The sequence below is a fragment of the Mucilaginibacter oryzae genome (assembly GCF_003148845.1).
Classification (GTDB): domain Bacteria; phylum Bacteroidota; class Bacteroidia; order Sphingobacteriales; family Sphingobacteriaceae; genus Mucilaginibacter; species Mucilaginibacter oryzae.
In genome coordinates, this window is the sequence record NZ_QGHA01000002.1 from 169,143 (window position 1) to 187,584 (window position 18,442).

The following is an 18,442-nucleotide window of genomic DNA, read 5'->3' on the forward strand; positions in this document are numbered from 1 at the left end:
GCGGTGGTCTATCTACCAATTGGGCATATTACAATCCTTGATATAGATTACGAGTAAACAAAGACTGCCTGATGAAATTAATCATTCGGCAGTTTTTGTTTATCACATTGCATGGTATTTGCTCATCATCGAAGCAAACGTAACGGCGTGCGCCAGCCAGTTGAAATATTTTACTGCGGTGCTGTAACATAATCAGCATCAGTATCATAGCATTTTTTATCAATCAGGTAATTCATTATTCTATTATCAAATGTTAATGAGGATACTGCATCTGGGCTTCCTATCATTTGTTTCTTGTTTAAGTCTACCTCTAGAAAATATCCATTGCGGCTTGAACCATTCTCGGGGTCAATGAACGAGAATGATAAGTAGATAACCTTACTTTTTATACTATCAATGCCAACTCTATATTTTAATGTTCTTTTATCTATCGAACTCGACTTGATTAATAAAATCATTAAACTATCGCATGTCAATTTTCCATAATCAGCATTGACCAACTCATTTTTCTTAGCAGTCGGGGTTAGTTTTACATTGGTTTGGAGAGTATCTTTATTATAAACTCTTTGAGACGAATCATTTTGACTTGCTGATGACGCCGTAACATTCTTATTTGAATAATTACACCCCAAACACACTAAAAGTAATATTGCTGCTATTTTATTCTTCATTAGTGATAAAAACTATTCACAATCGTATACGTTCATTTCTTTTTGTACCTCTTTGCCATTGTAAAGATATTTATTTCCAACATTTAGCTGGCGGTGTACGTTCAGTCCAAAAGGGTAATAGTCTTCTTCGCCAACCTTACCATTTGTTTGGTCGAGCGTTACCTGTCTGTCCGAAAGTGGCACTGTTTTTTATTTATTATTCATCTGATAGTCAGATAAATACACAAAAAAACCATCGAAAAAAAAGTAATTGTCTCATTATTAAATGCTTAGTTAAAGTTGCTCTGCTAATCATTTTGATGTGTTTTCCTTTAAAACAATATAAAATCAAACCACAATTAAAAATAAATTTATACTTTTGCGCCTCGAATTTTGTATAGCCTGCATTAGGCTTTAGGCTATATTTCAAACGATTAAATTAAATACCCGGTAAAAGATGAATATTACACAGGAAAAAATTAGTGACCTGAATGCGATTGTTAAAATTAACATCAACCCTGAAGATTATCAGCCACGTGTTGAAAAGGCGATAAAAGAAAACGCTAAAAAAGCGAAACTTCCTGGTTTTCGTCCGGGTATGGTGCCGGCATCGCACATCAAAAAAATGTACGGTAAAAGCATTTTGGTTGATGAGATCAATAACCTGTTGCAAGATACTTTAAACAACTACATCGACGAGCAAAAACTGGCCGTATTAGGTCAGCCATTGCCTGCTGTTGACGATAACAAAGAATACAACTGGGATTTTGCCGATAATTTTGAGTTTAGCTACGAGTTAGGCTTAGCACCTGAGTTTGTTATCAACTTTTCATCGCAGGATAAATTAACCCAATACGTTATCAAAATTGACGACGAAACCCTGGCTTCACGCATCAAAAACATTCGCCGCAGCTATGGCAAAATGACAAATCCTGACGTATCGGCAGATGATGACGTGCTTTACGCCGAATTGGTTCAACTTTCGGCCGATGGTAGTGTTTTTGAGGGTGGGATTACCAATACCGCGTCGGTTCGTTTGGATCAGATCAAAGATGAGGCTATCAAAGCTTCGCTGATCGGTTTGAAAAAAGGCGATGTTTTGAATTTCGATATCCGTAAGGCATATGATGGCGATGCAGCTAAAATTGCCGGTTTGTTGAAAATTGAAGAAGATGACGCGGCTGATTTGAGAGGCGAGTTCCAGTTAACGGTAAAAAACGTTAACCGTTTAGAAGAAAGCGACTTAAACCAGGAGTTCTTTGACAAATTATTTGGTGAAGGTACAGTAACTACCGAAGAGGAGTTCAGGGCTAAAATTACCGAAGAGCTTGAAAGCATGATGGTACAGGATTCGGACCGTAAATTACAGGACGATATTTATAAACTGGCCATTGCTAAAGTTGATTTCGCGTTGCCTGATGAGTTCCTGAAACGTTGGTTAAAAGCTACTAACGAAAAATTGAGCGACGAAGAGTTAGAAGGTGGTTACAACGATTTTGCACAAAACCTGAAATGGACGTTGATTGAAAACAAAATCATTGTTGATAATACCATCGAAATTAAATATGAAGATGTGTTTGAACTGGCTAAAATCCGTTTAGATCAGCAATTCAGGATGTATAGCCCAACTGCTATCCCTGAAGATCAGTTGGGCCAGTACACCGTTCAGTACCTGCAAAACAAAGACAACGCTAACAAAATATTTGAAGAGGTAAAAGCCCTTAAAGTATTTGATTACGTTAAAAGCGTAATCACTTTAGATAAACAGGAGATCCTTTACACTGATTTCAGTGCAATGGTTTCTGCAGCGCAGTAATTTTTCTCTCCCTCGGGAGGTTTGTATATTCATCAAAAGCAACTCATCGGGTTGCTTTTGGTGTTTTACAGAAGTTGTTGTACATCTCGCGCTCGTTTGCAACGAGTGCGAAACTGGGTTGGCGTTTGTAACGCAATTAACTCGTATTGCAAATGCGAAACCATATTAAGCGCTCATTGACATCTCGCGCTCGTTTGCAACGAATGCGAAACTGGGTTGGCGTTTGTAACGCCCTTAATTCGCATTACAAATGCGAAACCATATTAAGCGCTCATTGCAAATGAGCACAAGGAGGATAAGGAGGATATTTCCGAACGACTGAATTAGCAGAAATAAATCCGTAATGTAACCGCCATGTAACTTTCGGACTTTTCCGACTTACAGGCTTCCCGACTCAGCAACGCCTCACCAAAAAAATTACTTATTTAAAACTATCTTTTAAAAATAGTATTCAACTAAAAACTATATTTAACGCGGGTTAAATACCTGCACTCCTAACAAGAATAATTAACAAAAACCATGAACAGTAACATCGATAAAAACGAATTCAGGAAATACGCTGTTAAACATCACCGTATTAACAGTTTATATGTAGATAAATATATTGCTGGCGTTGAACGGAGCAGTTTGCCAACAGGCATCACAACTGTACCAAGTGCCATGACTCCTTACATCATCGAAGAACGCCAGCTGAACGTAGCCCAGATGGACGTGTTTTCGCGGCTAATGATGGACCGCATCATTTTTTTGGGTGACGCTATTTATGATAGCATCGCAAACATTATCCAGGCTCAGTTGCTTTTCTTACAGTCGGCTGATGCCAAACGCGATATACAGATCTATATCAACTCGCCGGGTGGTTCGGTATATGCAGGTTTAGGTATTTATGATACCATGCAGTTTATCTCGAACGATGTGGCTACAATTTGTACAGGTATGGCAGCATCAATGGCAGCAGTATTGTTAGTTGCCGGTACCGAAGGAAAAAGGGCTGCTTTACCGCATGCAAGGGTAATGATTCACCAGCCATCGGGTGGTGCGCAAGGCCAGCAATCGGATATCGAGATCTCGTATCATGAGATCACTAAACTTAAAAAAGAGCTGTACCAGATCATTGCTGATCATAGCGGTGCGCCTTTCCAAAAAGTTTGGGATGCTTCGGATCGCGATTACTGGATGATTGCCGAAGAAGCCAAAGAGTTTGGTATGGTTGACGAGATTTTAAGGGGTAATAAAGGGAAATAAATAGTCCGGAAGTCCGCAAGTCGGGAAGTCCGAAAGAGAGAATGAGTTTAGTCAGGAAGTCTGGAAATCCGAAAGCAATTTAAGTTTTACTTACGGACTTTCTGACTTCCCGACTTAAGGACTCACAATACAGACTTTTTTTTTTCATAGCAATTAATTAACTTTGAGTAAGAAAACGAATCAGATGAATAAAAACAGCAAGGAGATCAGGTGTTCGTTCTGCGGCGCCGGGAAACAAGATTCCCTGATGTTAATTGCGGGGCTTGACGCACATATTTGTGATAAGTGTGTGAATCAGGCTAATGAAATATTGGCTGAAGAGTTAAAGGTGCGTAAGGTAAAATCGTCGCCTTTGGCACCTGCCTTACTTAAGCCATCAGAAATGAAGGCCCACCTTGATCAGTATGTGATCGGGCAGGATGATGCTAAAAAGATCCTTTCGGTAGCGGTTTATAATCACTACAAGCGCTTAAACCAGCGTGTGGATAAGGACGAGGTAGAGATCGAAAAATCGAATATCATTATGGTAGGCGAAACCGGTACCGGTAAAACTTTGCTTGCCAAAACCCTTGCCAAGGTATTGAATGTTCCGTTTTGCATTTGCGATGCTACGGTTTTGACCGAAGCCGGTTATGTAGGGGAGGACGTTGAAAGTATCCTTACCCGTTTACTGCAGTCTGCCGATTATGATGTAACCCTTGCCGAAAAAGGCATAGTTTACATTGATGAGGTTGATAAGATAGCCCGTAAAAGTGATAATGCCTCTATTACCCGCGACGTATCAGGCGAGGGCGTACAGCAGGCCTTATTAAAAATATTGGAGGGTACCATGGTTAACGTACCGCCACAAGGCGGCCGTAAACACCCCGATCAAAAAATGATCACGGTAAATACCAGCAATATCCTGTTTATTTGCGGTGGGGCCTTTGATGGTATTGAGCGAAAGATAGCGAGCCGTTTGCGTACACAAACCGTAGGCTACAAACTGAAAGGTAATGACCACGAGGTAGATGTTAAAAACATGTACAAGTACATTACTCCACAGGATTTGAAATCGTTCGGTTTAATCCCGGAGTTGATTGGCCGTTTGCCGGTGTTAACTTACCTTAACCCCCTGGATCGCGACGCGCTGCACAACATCCTTACCGAACCCAAAAATTCACTGCTGAAACAGTACAAAAAACTGTTTGAATACGAAGGTGTGAAGCTTGATTTTGAAACCGAGGTGCTTGATTTTATTGTTGATAAAGCAATGGAGTTTAAACTTGGCGCAAGGGGCTTACGTTCGATATGCGAGGCTATCATGATTGATGCGATGTTCGAGTTCCCATCTAAAAAAGATGTGAAGCGCCTGCATGTAACCCTGGAGTACGCGCACGAGAAGTTTGAAAAATCTGACCTGAAAAAGTTAAAAGTAGCTTAACAGCAAGTATATAAGTAAACACTTATCTTTATTGAAGAATAACGCGGCCCTGGTTATGATACCGGGGTTTGCTGTATAAAAAGGAATTATATTATGAACGAAGAATTAGATGTAAAGAAAGATGGAGACAACATCCCTAAAGTAAAAGAAGTACAATCTCCCGTAAAATCGGGACTGAAAACCAAGGAAGCTATTGTGGCCAACTGGTTGCCGCGTTACACCGGCAGGCCGTTGGAGGCTTTTGGCGAGTACATTATCCTTACCAATTTTTCAAAGTACATCCAGCTGTTTTCGCAGTGGAATGATGACGCGCCTATTATGGGTGTTGATAAGCCGATGCAAAGCGTAACGGCTAATGGCATTACCATCATTAACTTTGGCATGGGCAGCTCTGTAGCTGCTACGGTAATGGATCTGCTTACCGCTATCCACCCCAAAGCCGTAATATTTTTAGGTAAATGCGGTGGCCTCAAGAAGAAAAATAATGTAGGCGACCTGATCCTGCCAATTGCCGCCATTCGTGGTGAAGGTACATCAAACGATTACTTACCGCCCGAGGTGCCCGCCCTGCCTGCGTTCGCGTTGCAAAAGGCTATATCAACCACTATCCGCGATTACTCGCGCGATTATTGGACAGGTACCTGTTACACTACCAACCGCCGTGTTTGGGAGCACGATAAAAACTTTAAGAAATACCTCAAAGATCTGCGTGCCATGGCAGTGGATATGGAAACCGCTACGATCTTCACCACAGGGTTCGCTAATAAGATCCCTACAGGTGCGCTGTTGCTGGTATCAGATCAGCCAATGATTCCCGAAGGTGTAAAAACGGCCGAAAGCGATTCATCAGTTACCGAACAGTTTGTTGAAACCCACCTGCATATCGGTATCGAATCGTTAAAGCAATTGATCAATAACGGGTTAACGGTTAAGCATCTTAAATTTTAGTGGATGGTTGATGTTTAGTGAATGGTTCATTAGGTTGATTAGGTGAATGGTTAGCAAAACCACTCACTCAATCAACTACTCACCACTCACCCAAACAATGACTTAATGACCCACTGACCCAATGACCACACTCTTCATCCCCTCCCTGCCGTAAAATACCGGGAAATACATCATTTCGGCTTTAGCCGGGTTAAGGGTGTATTTGCCGTTGTAACGGGGGATGAGGTTTATGGTGAAAGTATATTTGCCCTGTGTTAGTTTGCGGCAAAATATACTCACCTTCTCTTTAAAATACTCCCGGTGAACCTCGTTGTTGGTCCACGTTTGCTCTTTGCCCTCGTAAGAGCAGCCTGCAGGGATAGGGATTTCTACCATTACAAAATCGGCATCACCGCGGGCTGTTACTTCGGCTTTGAGTTGTATTTTTTCTCCGCCTTTAAGGGTGGTTATTGTTTTGCCCTCACGCTCAAACCAGGTATTTACGGTAAAATCTTTACTTACCTTTTCGGGTTTACTGTTCCTGTACTGCTGGTATCCGGTTATGTAAACGGGCAAACCACCCGTTTTGCTAACGCTGATCTGTTTATCAGTTAACGTAGCCGAGTAAGGGAATTGACTGACGGTTTTTGTTTCCGCCCCGGCAATAGTAATTTGCGACGGTTTTACCTGTTTGTTGTTGATCAGCATGTCTGGCAGGATGGTTTCGAGTATCAAAGCCGATTCGTAAGTGTTGCGCCATTCTCCGAGGCGGCGCTGTTCAAGAAAGTAGCTGCGGATTTTAGCCAATAAATCCGGACGATGGCCATCATTTTTGATGATGCGATACGCAAGCACACTAAGTTGTATGGAGTTATCAAAAAATCTGTAAGCGTTTTCGCCCCAGTACACATTGCCGAACATGGTGTGTTTGGCTGCCGCGAGCAAACTATCCATGTTAATCTTTAAACCAGCTTCCTGGCGCAGCAGCATCGTCCGTAGTTGATCATATCCTGATGGTTTATAGTCAGGATTACGTTTGGCTTTGGCCTGCTCCGTTTCAATGATACCTATATAACGCCGGTAGTCGGCCTTTGCGCCAAGTTTTTGCAGCAAGCGGGCGCACATTATTTTATCCTGCCCTTTGTACCTTTCCATTTCAAAAATAAGATAGTCTGCCAGTTTTTGCTTGTCCAGGTCAATCTGGTAACCCTCCTGCCCGGCATCTAAAAGAGCCTCAACCACATGCAGGCTTATCCAAAGCTCGTCGTTACTCTCTTTCCACCAGCCCCACAGGCCGTTGGCCTTGCGGTTTTCTTTCAGCTTCTTAATTACTTCCTGTACATTTTTACCATATTTAAAATCCTCACCTAAAAACTTTTTAATGTGCCTTTCCATAATTAAGCCTTTAAGTTTCGACGCTAATTGTTCGTTGCACAGGTATTTGTATTCGCGCAGTTTACGGGTTTCTTCGGCCAGTACGGGTAGCGCCGAGGCTTCGGCCCTAAAGGTAACCGGGCCTAAACCAGGATCAAATTTTAAAGTAACGGTGGTATCCCGGTCAAGGGCTTCAAATGAGCCTTTAGTTTCCATCGTACCTTGCGGCATCAACGGGATCTTGCGTTGTTCGCCATCAAAATAGCTGTTATCGCGCTTAATGGTGTATTCAAAGGTTAGGCTGTCGGCAGAGGAATTAGTGGCAGAAGCAGTTGCAGCTGGCTGGGTAGTTGCAGTTATTTTAAGCGTGTCTATTTTGGAATTTTTAACCTCCATCTCGTCCTGTTTAAGTTGCTGCCCGTTATATTTAAAAGTGCGGGTAAGTTTTGCCGGGGTGTTATTGTAGTTCATTACCTTGCCTATCAGGTTCATTTCATCGCCGGCTATGGCAAATTGCGGCGCGATGAAGTTGGCGCTTAATGGTTTATAGGCTTTAATATTGCTTTCGTTAAAACCAGTTTGTTTGTTGCCGTTTATGCCGATAATAAAAGTACGCCAGTTGGTGATGTCATCCGGGTAGGTAACCGTAAAACTCGCCTTGCCCTGTTCATCGGTGGTAAGCTTAGGTTGCCAGTAGGCATAATCCGAAAAGTTTTTGCGTAGTGTTTGGTTGCCAGTACTTTGTGTGCTGTCGGCTTTAGCCCCTGTTAATCCCGGTTTGCCTTTGGTGCGGATCACGATAACGCCGTTTGCCCCCCGCGAGCCGTAGATGGCGGTCGCTGCGGCATCCTTCAAAATGCTCATTTCGGCAATATCATCTTTGTTTACATCCCCGAGTTTATCTAGAATCTCGCCGTCAACCACAATTAGCGGCTGAGCGCCACCCAATGAATTGGAACCCCTGATCATAATTTGGGCCGCTGCGCCCACGTTACCATCCGATACCTGGAGCCCGGTAACTCTGCCTGCTAAGATATTACTAACAGATCCCGTCATGGCTGACTTACGTTGTCCGCCGTATCCTACAACCACAACCTCCTGTAAGGATTTTGAACTCTCTTTTAAAGCTACTTTGATGTTTGATCCCGGATTAATATTAAACTCTTGTGTATCAAAGCCTATAAAGCTGATAACCAATTTGCCGCTTTTAGGTACTTTCAGGCTAAAATGCCCCCGCATATCTGTGGTGGTACCAATAGGTGATCCTTTTACCTTTACAGATACTCCCGGTAAAGGCTGTTTGTCGCCAACGGCGGTTACAGTGCCGCTCATCCCATCCATAAATATTTCGGTGTCGAGGTATTTTTCGTTAAAGGCTTCTTTAATTTTGAGGGCGTCGTTTACAATTTCCCCGTCGTTGTTGTTGTATGCTGATTGGCGGTTGTCTATAATATCGCCAATTTTAATACTCACCGAATCTTTGGCATGCGTTGGCGATACGTCAAAATTATAATAATTGATACCTCCGGTTTTTACGGCTACATTTTCTTTGATGTCATAGGTATCGCCCTTTAATAAAAACAAAAATCTGTATTTGCCCGCCTGCAGCCGGTCGATATAGACCGTACTGCCGGGGTAAATCAGCATAAAATCAGGATCGTCATATTTGTAAACAATCACGTTTTTAACCAGCAGCGCTTTTCCTTTTGGTTGGCTGATACTTATTTGTAACCTGCCTGTTTCACCTGCAATTTGTGGGTTGTTAAAAAGCTGCTGGCTATATCTCCGTAAATCAAGATACTGCTGCCATATGTTTTCGGCTTCGGGTTGGGTGAGTACCTGTTGGGTATAATCATCATAAATGCCTTTATAGGATGACAGAACCCGGTTGAACGCGGTTGGGATGCTTTTTTGTTTCAACAAGCCGGGCGCAAACAGGTATGAGTATCCTGATTCTGTTTCAAAGTATCTTGGTTTCTCGCCCTGCACATTTAGTGCGGCAAAGCTGTCTGCAAACGGACCAACAAGCACATCGTTATTTGCATAGTTGTAATTGGGATTGGGATTAATCATGTACAGTGTATTTCCCTGGTTTAAAAGCGCCATTTTCCACCCAAAATTGTTTACTACGGTAATCAGGTAACGATTAATCAGGCTGCTTTCATAATCGGTCAACGTGTCCGAAACACGTGTAAACTGCGCGTTATCGGCATTGAGGCTGAAAATCAACTTTTTCGATTTTTCAACCATTATGCTGTCTACCCAAATATTCTGGTGACTGGTACGAAACCTGAACGCGTGTTTGCCCGGGGTTACAGCAAAGCTGTAGCGTTTTAATTGCTGGGTTTGGTCAAAATAAACCGGGCGGTTATCAATATAAAGGATATGAACAGGTATTACATCGCCGTTTTTTACAATGAATGGGGCAACCTGCGTGGTGGTATCCTGTTTAGGGGCTTCTTCTACCTGATATATTTTGTCTGGATGGGTAAAACGGTAGTAGCTGATACTATCCAGGCCAATCTCGGTGCTCCACCGTTTCCAGTTAAGTTCAAGTAACCCGCTGCTCCGTATTTCTTCTGTTTTGTAAGGTTGCTTTTGTTTACGGTAGCGAAACCCTTCGCCCAGGTAAGGCACATAAGGAATTTTATAATCTGCAAACTTGCTGGTCATGCTCCAGGCGGTTAAATCTGTACCGGGCACGGGTTTGCCTTTGTTGTCGGTAACTACAATATCTGTTTTGGCCTGCTGGCCGGGATAAACACTTACAGGTTGCCGCACATTAATGGTAAGCAGCTTATCCCTGTAAATAACGTCGGTGGCTTCGGTTTTACTTTCGCCCGCCCATATGTAGTGTACCTGGAAGTTAACAATTTTTTGCTCGCGGTAAGCCTTGCGATAAACCAGGCTGTCGGCGTTACCGGCATCTATAAGTTTATCGCCGCCAAATACCGAGTACCAGAAATGAAGGTGCCGTGGATTGTTAACGGTAACAAACAATGAATCTGCCGTGCGGTAGCCGGAAAGCGATATATCAGGTGTGTTTTCTTTAAGATCAAGACCAGCATAGGCGCTGTCGGCCTCTATATTGTAACTAACCGCGTAAGGGTTGATCATAATTTTGGCGGGCAGCATCATTTTGGTTTTGGATAGCGTGTCATTGCCGGCATCAAGGGCGCTTATAACAGCTGGCGCTTTAGCTTCCTTTCCGTTTACGTAATAGGCAGCAATCAGCGTATCCGCGTTTAATTTTGCGGTAATATGGAAGGGTCTGTATGTGAAATTCATATCATCCTGGCTTGACGAGCGGCTTTCATTATTACTGTTTAAAAATTCGGCGTTGATAGCGTAGTTAATATCAGCTTTCGGAAAAATTGAATCGGGGATAGTCAGTTTTGTTTCGCCTACTGGGTCAAGCTGCAGCTCATGTTTCCAGAGCAAATCAGGCACAAAGGTGTATTTTTGCTGGCGGTTGCCGGTACGCGTTGTGTTGAGCGTGATGCTGACCCGTCCGTCGGTAACCGGGAGGTTATTTTCGTCAACTGCTTTTAAATACAGCGTTGCAGGGGCGCCGGGCCAATGTTCTTTTCTATCAACCCGGGTGGTGAAGTTTATTGATTTCAGTTCATACTCTTCGTACTTAAATTCGCCGCTCAGGTAAACTTTACGTTTGCTCAAAAAAGCGCGGTCGTCATCGCCTTTGTAATCATCAAGCTTGTATTTTTCGGCATAGAGATCTTCGAGCGTGATGGTATAATCTTCATCCAGCGATAGGTCGAGGCTGTCAGCCAGCGGGATACTATATTCAAAAGCCCCGTCGCGATAGCTGTTTACCTTGCCGATGATCTTGCCGTCATCATCGTGTCGCTCTTTAAGCCGCACCAGGAGCTGCTTTGCTTTTATGGGCTGCCGAGATTTGTTAAGTATAAATGCCTTGAATTTTACGGTATCATGCGGTTTGTAAATAGCTTTATTAAATACAATAAAGCCTTCGTATTTGGATGGCTGGTAATAGTTGCTATGCTTTTTGAACAGATTTTTAAAACGCCGCCAGGTAGCTTTAACAAAGCTCATTTTATAGTATGGGTTGTAGCGCTGGTAAGGCTGCTGTTGTTTAATGAGGTAGTAATTGCTAACGCCCGCGTAATCAATTTTAAGTATGGAATCTTTTTTTGAAGGATGGCTGATGTACAACCCGTTTTGTGCATTATAGGGGATCAGGACGTTATTAAATTGGGCGATGGCGTTGTTGATTGCGTTCCCTTGTTTATCTGCCAATACAAACCTGAGATCATAATTATTGGCAAGGATTTTCAAATTGGCCGACCGGTTTTCGATAAGCGAATACTCCAGTTTATTTCGCTTTGCCACAATCTTCATGTAGTTTCCTGCCGGAAGCGTGTTTTTCCAAGAGTCATCGGTTTTAAATGAATCGATAGGGTTTTGCAGTATTTTTTCGTCGGGTTTTTTGTTGGGATACCTGTAAAACTTTAAAACGTCATTGTTGGTTATTTTATATATGTAGGTATAATAACTGCTTTGCCTGCCTGGCGTTAAAGGTTTTTGGGCGTAAGCGACGCACGCGAAAAATAAAAACAGTACAGGTAGCAGTTTTTTTGTGATTTTTAATAGCATAGGTATTGTCTTATATGGTAATATAATCTTTTTGCTTTAAGTCTCAAGTTCTAAGTTGAAATGCTACCCCCAACTCCTGACTTAATACTTCTAACTTCAATAAGATGCAGATGTATTTACTATTCCATAAAAGAAATATCATTTAAGAAACTTATTTTTGAGCCGTAACCCTGCTTTATATACCGGGTTAGTAGAGATTTGAATTATGTGGTACGATAACATACTCCAAACCATAGGCAACACGCCGTTGGTAAAGCTTAACAAAATAGCTAAAGATATCCCGGCAACGGTTTTAGCCAAAATAGAAACAACCAATCCAGGCAACTCGATTAAAGATCGTATGGCCCTTAAAATGATCGAGGATGCCGAAAAAAGCGGTAAGCTAAAACCCGGCGGAACCATTATTGAAGGTACATCGGGCAATACGGGGATGGGCCTTGCCATTGCCGCCGTGATTAAAGGCTATAAATGTATATTCACCAGTACTGATAAGCAATCTAAAGAGAAATTTGATGCTTTGCGTGCCTTTGGTGCCGAGGTAATTGTTTGCCCTACCAACGTTGAGCCGGAAGATCCGCGTTCGTATTATTCGGTATCATCGCGCCTGGAAAGAGAGGTGCCGAATTCATGGAAACCCAACCAGTACGATAATCTGAGCAATTCGCAGGCGCATTACGAATCAACCGGTCCGGAAATTTGGGAGCAAACCGAAGGTAAGATTACCCACCTTATTGCCGGTGTAGGCACCGGTGGTACCATATCAGGCATTGCCCGTTACCTGAAAGAAAAGAACCCGGCCATCCAGGTTTTGGGTATTGATACCTATGGCTCGGTTTTTAAAAAGTACAAGGAAACAGGCATTTTCGATAAAAACGAGATCTATCCGTACATTACAGAAGGCATCGGCGAAGACTTTTTGCCGGCCAATGTCGACTTTAATCTGATAGATCATTTTGAAAAAGTAAGCGACAAAGATGCCGCCCTCATGACCCGCGAAATTGCCCGCAAGGAAGGGATCTTCTCAGGCAACTCAACAGGTTCGGCCGTGGCCGGCTTGCTGCAAATGAAGGACAAGTTTAAAGAAGGCGACGTAGTGGTCATTATTTTCCCGGATCACGGCACCCGCTACCTCGGCAAAATGTATAACGACGACTGGCTGCGCGACCGAGGTTTCCTGAAAGATGGAAAACTAACCGCCCGGGATATCATTGCCAAAAAAGATGTTCAGGAGATTATTACCATTGATTGCGAAAAGAGCGTGCTGGAAGCTATTAACACCATTAAATCGCTCAATATTTCACAAATCCCGGTTACGCAAAAAGGCATGGTAATAGGCAAGATCACCGAGAGTGATATCCTCGATTCGCTGATCGAAAACCCTTCCATCAAATCGCAGCCGATAAAAAATATTACCACCGCGCCATTTCCGTTTGTTGATCTGAATACATCGATAGACAGGATCTCGGCCATGATCAATAAAGACAATATCGCTGTGCTGGTTGAGGATGAGCAGGGCAGGATTGAGATTATCACCCAGTATGATATCATCAATGCTATCTCGGCTTGATTTTATGTTGAGATATTTATGTAGTGACGCTTTGCTTACCTAATACTATGAAAGGGCAGTAAGAGAGTGTGTAAACCTCCTTACTGCCCTTTCTGATTTTGATCTGATAAGGGATTGCTCTTCGCTGTTGGCTCATGCAGCTTATCCAAACCGCTGTAATCCTTCCTGCTGAAGCAAAAGACCAAGCTACGGACAGTATTTTTTAAGGCCGCTATTTTTTATAGCTGATTTTGTAAATGAAGCCTTTAACATCATCTGTTACATAAAGGGAGCCATCGGTGCCCTGCGCTAAACCACACGGGCGGTGTTCTGCCGCGCCGGAAGCTGTGTTGGCAGCCGAGCCGGAAAAGCCTTCGGCAAAAACCTCCCATTGTCCGTCAGGCTTGCCATCTTTAAATGGCTGAAACACCACGAAATATCCTGCCTGCGGTTCAGGTGCACGGTTCCACGAACCGTGGAAGGCAATAAACGCGCCGTTTTTGTATTTGGCCGGGAACTGATCGCCGGTGTAAAATAACAGGCCGTTAGGTGCAAGGTGGCCAGGATAGGCTGCAACCGGGTCAATAGCGCCCTGTCCTCCTTCTTTTTTACCATCGCCCCCATATTCGGGCATTAACATTTTTTTGTGTTGCTCCTGGTCATAATACATGTAAGGCCAGCCGCAGTTGTCGCCTTTTTTAAGGGCATACATACACTCGGCAGGTAAAATAGCCGATTGTTTGGCCGTAAAATACTGCGGATAGAATTCATGCAGCTGGTCGCGGCCATGCTGCATTACAAAGAGCTGGTTGTTTTGCTGGTTCCAGGTAATGCCCACCACATTGCGCAGGCCGGTTGCATAACGCACGCCATCGCTGTAATGCTGGTTTAATTTGGCGGCCTTAAACTGCCAGATCCCGCCTGCCGAATCTAAAATAGGGCAGCCTTTCTGTCCTGGCGAACCTTTTTTGCGGTCTTCAACCTGGCATGCGTTTGAGTATGCGCCAATGTTTACATACAGGTTACCATCATTATCCAATGTAATGGCTTTGGCCTCATGTTCGTGGCGGCTGATCAGACCTGTTACAATTTTTTCGGGTTGTTCAGAATTGATCACCTCGCTTTTATCATTCAGCTTATAGCGGAAAACCTCTTCATCAGATGATGCATACAGGTAACCGTCTTTAACTGCTATACCGGTACCGCTAAAAGCGCCGAAGCTGCTTTTTACGGTTGCCTTACCGCCTTCTTCATGCAGCATCAGGATGCCTTTGTTATCTTTCACGTTGGTAAGTTTAACGTACAGATCGCCTTGAGGCGTAACGGCGATATGCCTGGTGCCACCAAGGTTTTCGGCAATGATGCTTGCGCTGAAGCCTTCAGGGGTTTTTAAACCGGCATTTTCGGTTACCGGAGCCGAAGCGGTGCCTGTGCTGTCGGCTTTTTTCGAATCGCTGTTGCTTTTGCAGGCATTAAATAACATCATGCTGCCGGCAACTGCCAAAGGCAGCACGGAGCGAAATAAGTTGCGGTTGTTCATGGTAACTGATTAATGGTTATCAAATTAAGTAAATATACAGGTATTACTAAAATCTGTTTGCAGTACCGGTGTGATAAAATGTTTTTTAGGCTAATTAAATTGAGTTCCCTCTGTATAAGCGTGAAGCATTTTTACGTCGATTATCCTTTAAGCTGATCGATACTTGTTGTTAACTTGATTTCTTATCCTGATCTGCTTTCCTTTGGGAAAGGTTCAGGACATGTTAGGCAGCTACCGATTATCGTTATAAAGCATGAAGACAATCCAAACAAAGTTTCAATAAACAGACGTTTTGCTTAATTAAACATGGTGTTTAGGGTGTTTAAACATATAAAGTAAACGTGCGTTAAACCATTGCCGATAGAAATCGTCCTAACTACATAAATGTTACAATTATGAAAAAGTTAGTCATATTATCAGCAATAGCAGCCGGAAGCTTATTTGTTACCCGGGCCAGCGCACAGGTATCTATTCATTTCGGTATTAATATCCCTGTACGCAGGGTATACGTTCCAACTCCTCCTCCGCCACCACCGCCGGTTGTTCAGGAGCCGGTTTATGACGATGACGAGTATGATGCTCCGGTTAACTGCAATGACGACTACTACTACTTACCCGAAGTTGAAGCTTACTATAACGTAGGTGCCGGATGCTACTATTATAACGACGGCAGCCGCTGGGTTAGCTGTTCATACCTGCCAGGGGCATACCGCTATTACAACTGGCGTACCGCTGTAAGATATGAAGTACGCGCGCCACGCCCTTACCTGCACCACGATATTTATCGCTCAAGATGGGGTGGCTGGAACGGCGACCGTAATAACTGGGGCCACCGCTTTGACCGGATGAACACCGACCGGTACGCGTACCGCAATTATGATAACCGCGGCTGGGGCGACAACAGGAACCGCGGCGATTGGGGCCGCAGGCCAAACCCGTATGATTATAACAGACGCGGCGGTTGGGATAACAACGATCATAACAACCGTGGCTGGGGTAACGGTCCGCAGCCAGGTAATGTAAGCCCTGATAACCATGGCGGCGGCTGGGGTAACAGGCAGCAGCCCGGCAACAACCCGCCCGCCAATAGCGGCGACCGTGACAACCGCGGCGGCTGGGGCAATGGACAACCATCAAATAACGGCGGGCGCGACCGCGGTAACAGCGGAGACCGCTTCGCCCAAAACATGGGCGGCCGGGGTGGCAGCAGGTTTTAATAGGCTAACTTCCTGAATATATATAACTGAAAAGATCGCCTGTTAGGGGCGGTCTTTTTGTTTTTATCCGGTCTTCATCTATCGGCAAGTGTACCGTTATTACGTTTTGTGTTAGTGTATTTTCAGTTTATTTTAACGATAATGTAAACCTGGTTAAGGTTTATTTTTTTTGATTTCGGTGTTTTTCAAAATCATTTTCCTTGTGTTTTATCTACTAAACCCGTTTAGCATTGATATTTATATTATATATTTGGTTTAAATACCAAACGTCTCGTGAAGAAAAAGCTATCTATAGTTGACATTGCCAATAGTTTAAACATTTCTAAAACAACAGTATCATTTATACTAAACGGTCGCGCCCAGGAAAAGCGCATCAGTGAAGAACTGGTGAAACGCGTACTTGAATATGTAAAGGAAGTTGGTTATAAACCCAATTCGCTGGCCAAAAGTTTACGTACTGGCAAGTCAAATATTATCGGTTTGCTGGTGCAGGATATCTCCAATCCTTTTTTTGCTGCTATTGCCCGGCAGATAGAGGACCTGGCTTACAAAAACGGGTATAAAATTATTTACAGCAGTACTGATAACGACACCCAAAAAACGAAGGAACTGATAGCCATGTTTCGCGACAGGCATGTTGACGGTTATATTATCACCCCGCCCGACGGCATTGAAGAGGACATCAACGACCTGATCAGGGATGGTTTCCCGGTTGTGCTTTTTGACAGGTACCTGCCCAACGTACCTACCGATTATGTGGTGGTCGATAACTTATTCAGTACCTATAACGCCACACAATATCTTATTGATAAGGGGCATAAAAATATAGCCTTTATTACGTACAGCTCTATCCAAACCCAAATGATTGAAAGGTTGGAGGGTTACGAAAAAGCCATGCGCCAAAGCAAGCTTAAAGCCAATGTAACTGAAATTGATTTTTACGCGAGCGCCGACAGCATTGTTGAATTAATGCTCGGTTTTTTTCAAAAGCATCCTGAGGTTGATGCCATTTTATTCGGTAACAATCATTTATGTAAATGCGGGTTGAAAGCTACCCGTAAAGCAGGCAAGCGAGTGCCCGAAGATATAGCGCTGATAGCCTTTGATGACCACGAGCTTTTTGAATTGTACACACCGGCCGTAACCGCCATATCGCAACCTATCAGCGAGATTGCCGATAACGTAATTAAGCTATTAATGGAGCGGTTGAATAATAGTGCAGACGAGCAGAAAAAACAACATGTTACTTTAGCTACCGAGTTGATTGTCAGGGATTCGTCCAGGTAGGGCGGCTGCATCCTGCCTTTTTTTGCACAACCAGGCACAAGCCGGATTCAGGGCCATGGTTTACCAGGCCCTGAACGGTTGATCTTATTTCAAAACATCCTTCAATACGCCCCAAACATTGTCGGCTACAATTTTAGCGCCCTGTGCGGTAGGGTGGATGCCATCGCCCTGGTTAAGTGACGGCACACCGCCAACACCCTGCAGCAGGAATGGAACTAAAGCCATATTATTCTTTTTAGCCAACTCGGGGAATACGTTTTTAAATTTACCGGCATAATCGGCCCCCATGTTAGGTGGCACCTGCATGCCCAGTAACACCAGTTTGGCATCGGGGTATTTCGCCTTTACCTTATCTACAATTGCCTGTAGGTTTTTAGCGGTTTCACTTACCGGTATGCCGCGCAGGCCGTCGTTAGCGCCAAGCTCCAGTATAAAAACATCTGTTTTTTGTTTCAGCAGCCAGTTAATTCGTCCGTTGCCTCCGGCTGTTGTTTCGCCGCTCAGGCCGGCATTCACTACTTTGTAAGGCAGTTTTAACGAATCAATTTTATGGCTTATCACTGCCGGAAAGGCGTCGTTTGCCGGATCGTCCAGGCCATAGCCCGCGGTTAAGCTATCGCCAAAAAATAAAACTATTTTTTTCGGGGCCGAATCGGTTTGGGCCGTTTCGGTGGCCGCTGCCTGGGTATGTTCGTTCGTGGTTTTGCCACTATTGCCGCAACCTGCAATGGTAAGCGTGGTAAGCAGGATGCCGGTTAGTGTAATTTTGTTCATATTCAATA

General features: G+C 43.7%; 12 protein-coding genes. 7 read left to right on the top strand and 5 right to left on the bottom strand.

The features are described from left to right. Nucleotides 1-170 precede the first annotated feature (170 nt). Nucleotides 171-671: a hypothetical protein gene (locus LX99_RS06250; protein WP_109607091.1), complete on the bottom strand. Its 501-nt coding sequence runs from the start codon at nt 669-671 to the stop codon at nt 171-173. Between the two features lie 12 nt (nt 672-683). Then, nucleotides 684-854, bottom strand: coding sequence for a hypothetical protein (locus tag LX99_RS25580; RefSeq protein ID WP_170122647.1), 171 nt, complete (start codon nt 852-854; stop codon nt 684-686). Nucleotides 855-1,107: 253 nt separating this feature from the next. Here LX99_RS25580 and tig point away from each other — a divergent pair, with 253 nt between their 5' ends. From tig to LX99_RS06270, 4 genes are all read left to right on the top strand, one after another. Then, nucleotides 1,108-2,466, top strand: a complete 1,359-nt coding sequence (tig, locus tag LX99_RS06255; protein ID WP_109607092.1) for a trigger factor — start codon at nt 1,108-1,110, stop codon at nt 2,464-2,466. Nucleotides 2,467-2,985: 519 nt separating this feature from the next. Next, nucleotides 2,986-3,711 (top strand): ATP-dependent Clp endopeptidase proteolytic subunit ClpP, encoded by a 726-nt coding sequence (gene clpP / locus LX99_RS06260; RefSeq protein WP_022833501.1) that lies wholly within the window; start codon nt 2,986-2,988, stop codon nt 3,709-3,711. Nucleotides 3,712-3,895: 184 nt separating this feature from the next. Then, nucleotides 3,896-5,134 (top strand): ATP-dependent Clp protease ATP-binding subunit ClpX, encoded by a 1,239-nt coding sequence (clpX, locus tag LX99_RS06265; RefSeq protein ID WP_109607093.1) that lies wholly within the window; start codon nt 3,896-3,898, stop codon nt 5,132-5,134. Nucleotides 5,135-5,227: 93 nt separating this feature from the next. Then, nucleotides 5,228-6,082, top strand: a complete 855-nt coding sequence (locus tag LX99_RS06270) for an AMP nucleosidase (RefSeq protein WP_211318964.1) — start codon at nt 5,228-5,230, stop codon at nt 6,080-6,082. Between the two features lie 102 nt (nt 6,083-6,184). Here the strand turns inward: LX99_RS06270 and LX99_RS06275 are convergent, their stop codons facing one another. After that, nucleotides 6,185-12,070: a carboxypeptidase-like regulatory domain-containing protein gene (locus LX99_RS06275; protein ID WP_109607094.1), complete on the bottom strand. Its 5,886-nt coding sequence runs from the start codon at nt 12,068-12,070 to the stop codon at nt 6,185-6,187. A gap of 205 nt (nt 12,071-12,275) precedes the next feature. Between LX99_RS06275 and LX99_RS06280 the strand changes: the two genes are divergently transcribed. Beyond that, nucleotides 12,276-13,637: a pyridoxal-phosphate dependent enzyme gene (locus LX99_RS06280; protein ID WP_109607095.1), complete on the top strand. Its 1,362-nt coding sequence runs from the start codon at nt 12,276-12,278 to the stop codon at nt 13,635-13,637. A gap of 211 nt (nt 13,638-13,848) precedes the next feature. Here the strand turns inward: LX99_RS06280 and LX99_RS06285 are convergent, their stop codons facing one another. Further along, complete coding sequence (locus LX99_RS06285; RefSeq protein WP_245927860.1) at nt 13,849-15,156, bottom strand: PQQ-dependent sugar dehydrogenase; 1,308 nt, start codon at nt 15,154-15,156, stop codon at nt 13,849-13,851. Between the two features lie 395 nt (nt 15,157-15,551). Here LX99_RS06285 and LX99_RS06290 point away from each other — a divergent pair, with 395 nt between their 5' ends. Both LX99_RS06290 and LX99_RS06295 read left to right on the top strand, forming a co-directional pair. Continuing rightward, a complete protein-coding gene (locus tag LX99_RS06290; protein ID WP_109607096.1) occupies nt 15,552-16,373 on the top strand; it encodes a hypothetical protein in 822 nt (273 codons plus the stop codon). A gap of 273 nt (nt 16,374-16,646) precedes the next feature. Beyond that, nucleotides 16,647-17,660, top strand: coding sequence for a LacI family DNA-binding transcriptional regulator (locus LX99_RS06295; protein ID WP_109607097.1), 1,014 nt, complete (start codon nt 16,647-16,649; stop codon nt 17,658-17,660). 84 nt (nt 17,661-17,744) lie between these two features. Here the strand turns inward: LX99_RS06295 and LX99_RS06300 are convergent, their stop codons facing one another. After that, complete coding sequence (locus tag LX99_RS06300; RefSeq protein ID WP_109607581.1) at nt 17,745-18,434, bottom strand: arylesterase; 690 nt, start codon at nt 18,432-18,434, stop codon at nt 17,745-17,747. Nucleotides 18,435-18,442: the final 8 nt, after the last annotated feature.

What these genes read in the sequence shown, in the direction of transcription:
- LX99_RS06250 (WP_109607091.1), bottom strand. Translation starts at nt 671, where the DNA reads ATGAAGAATAAAATAGCAGCAATATTACTTTTAGTGTGTTTGGGGTGT.
- tig (WP_109607092.1), top strand. Translation starts at nt 1,108, where the DNA reads ATGAATATTACACAGGAAAAAATTAGTGACCTGAATGCGATTGTTAAA.
- clpP (WP_022833501.1), top strand. Translation starts at nt 2,986, where the DNA reads ATGAACAGTAACATCGATAAAAACGAATTCAGGAAATACGCTGTTAAA.
- clpX (WP_109607093.1), top strand. Translation starts at nt 3,896, where the DNA reads ATGAATAAAAACAGCAAGGAGATCAGGTGTTCGTTCTGCGGCGCCGGG.
- LX99_RS06270 (WP_211318964.1), top strand. Translation starts at nt 5,228, where the DNA reads ATGAACGAAGAATTAGATGTAAAGAAAGATGGAGACAACATCCCTAAA.
- LX99_RS06275 (WP_109607094.1), bottom strand. Translation starts at nt 12,070, where the DNA reads ATGCTATTAAAAATCACAAAAAAACTGCTACCTGTACTGTTTTTATTT.
- LX99_RS06280 (WP_109607095.1), top strand. Translation starts at nt 12,276, where the DNA reads ATGTGGTACGATAACATACTCCAAACCATAGGCAACACGCCGTTGGTA.
- LX99_RS06285 (WP_245927860.1), bottom strand. Translation starts at nt 15,156, where the DNA reads ATGAACAACCGCAACTTATTTCGCTCCGTGCTGCCTTTGGCAGTTGCC.
- LX99_RS06290 (WP_109607096.1), top strand. Translation starts at nt 15,552, where the DNA reads ATGAAAAAGTTAGTCATATTATCAGCAATAGCAGCCGGAAGCTTATTT.
- LX99_RS06300 (WP_109607581.1), bottom strand. Translation starts at nt 18,434, where the DNA reads ATGAACAAAATTACACTAACCGGCATCCTGCTTACCACGCTTACCATT.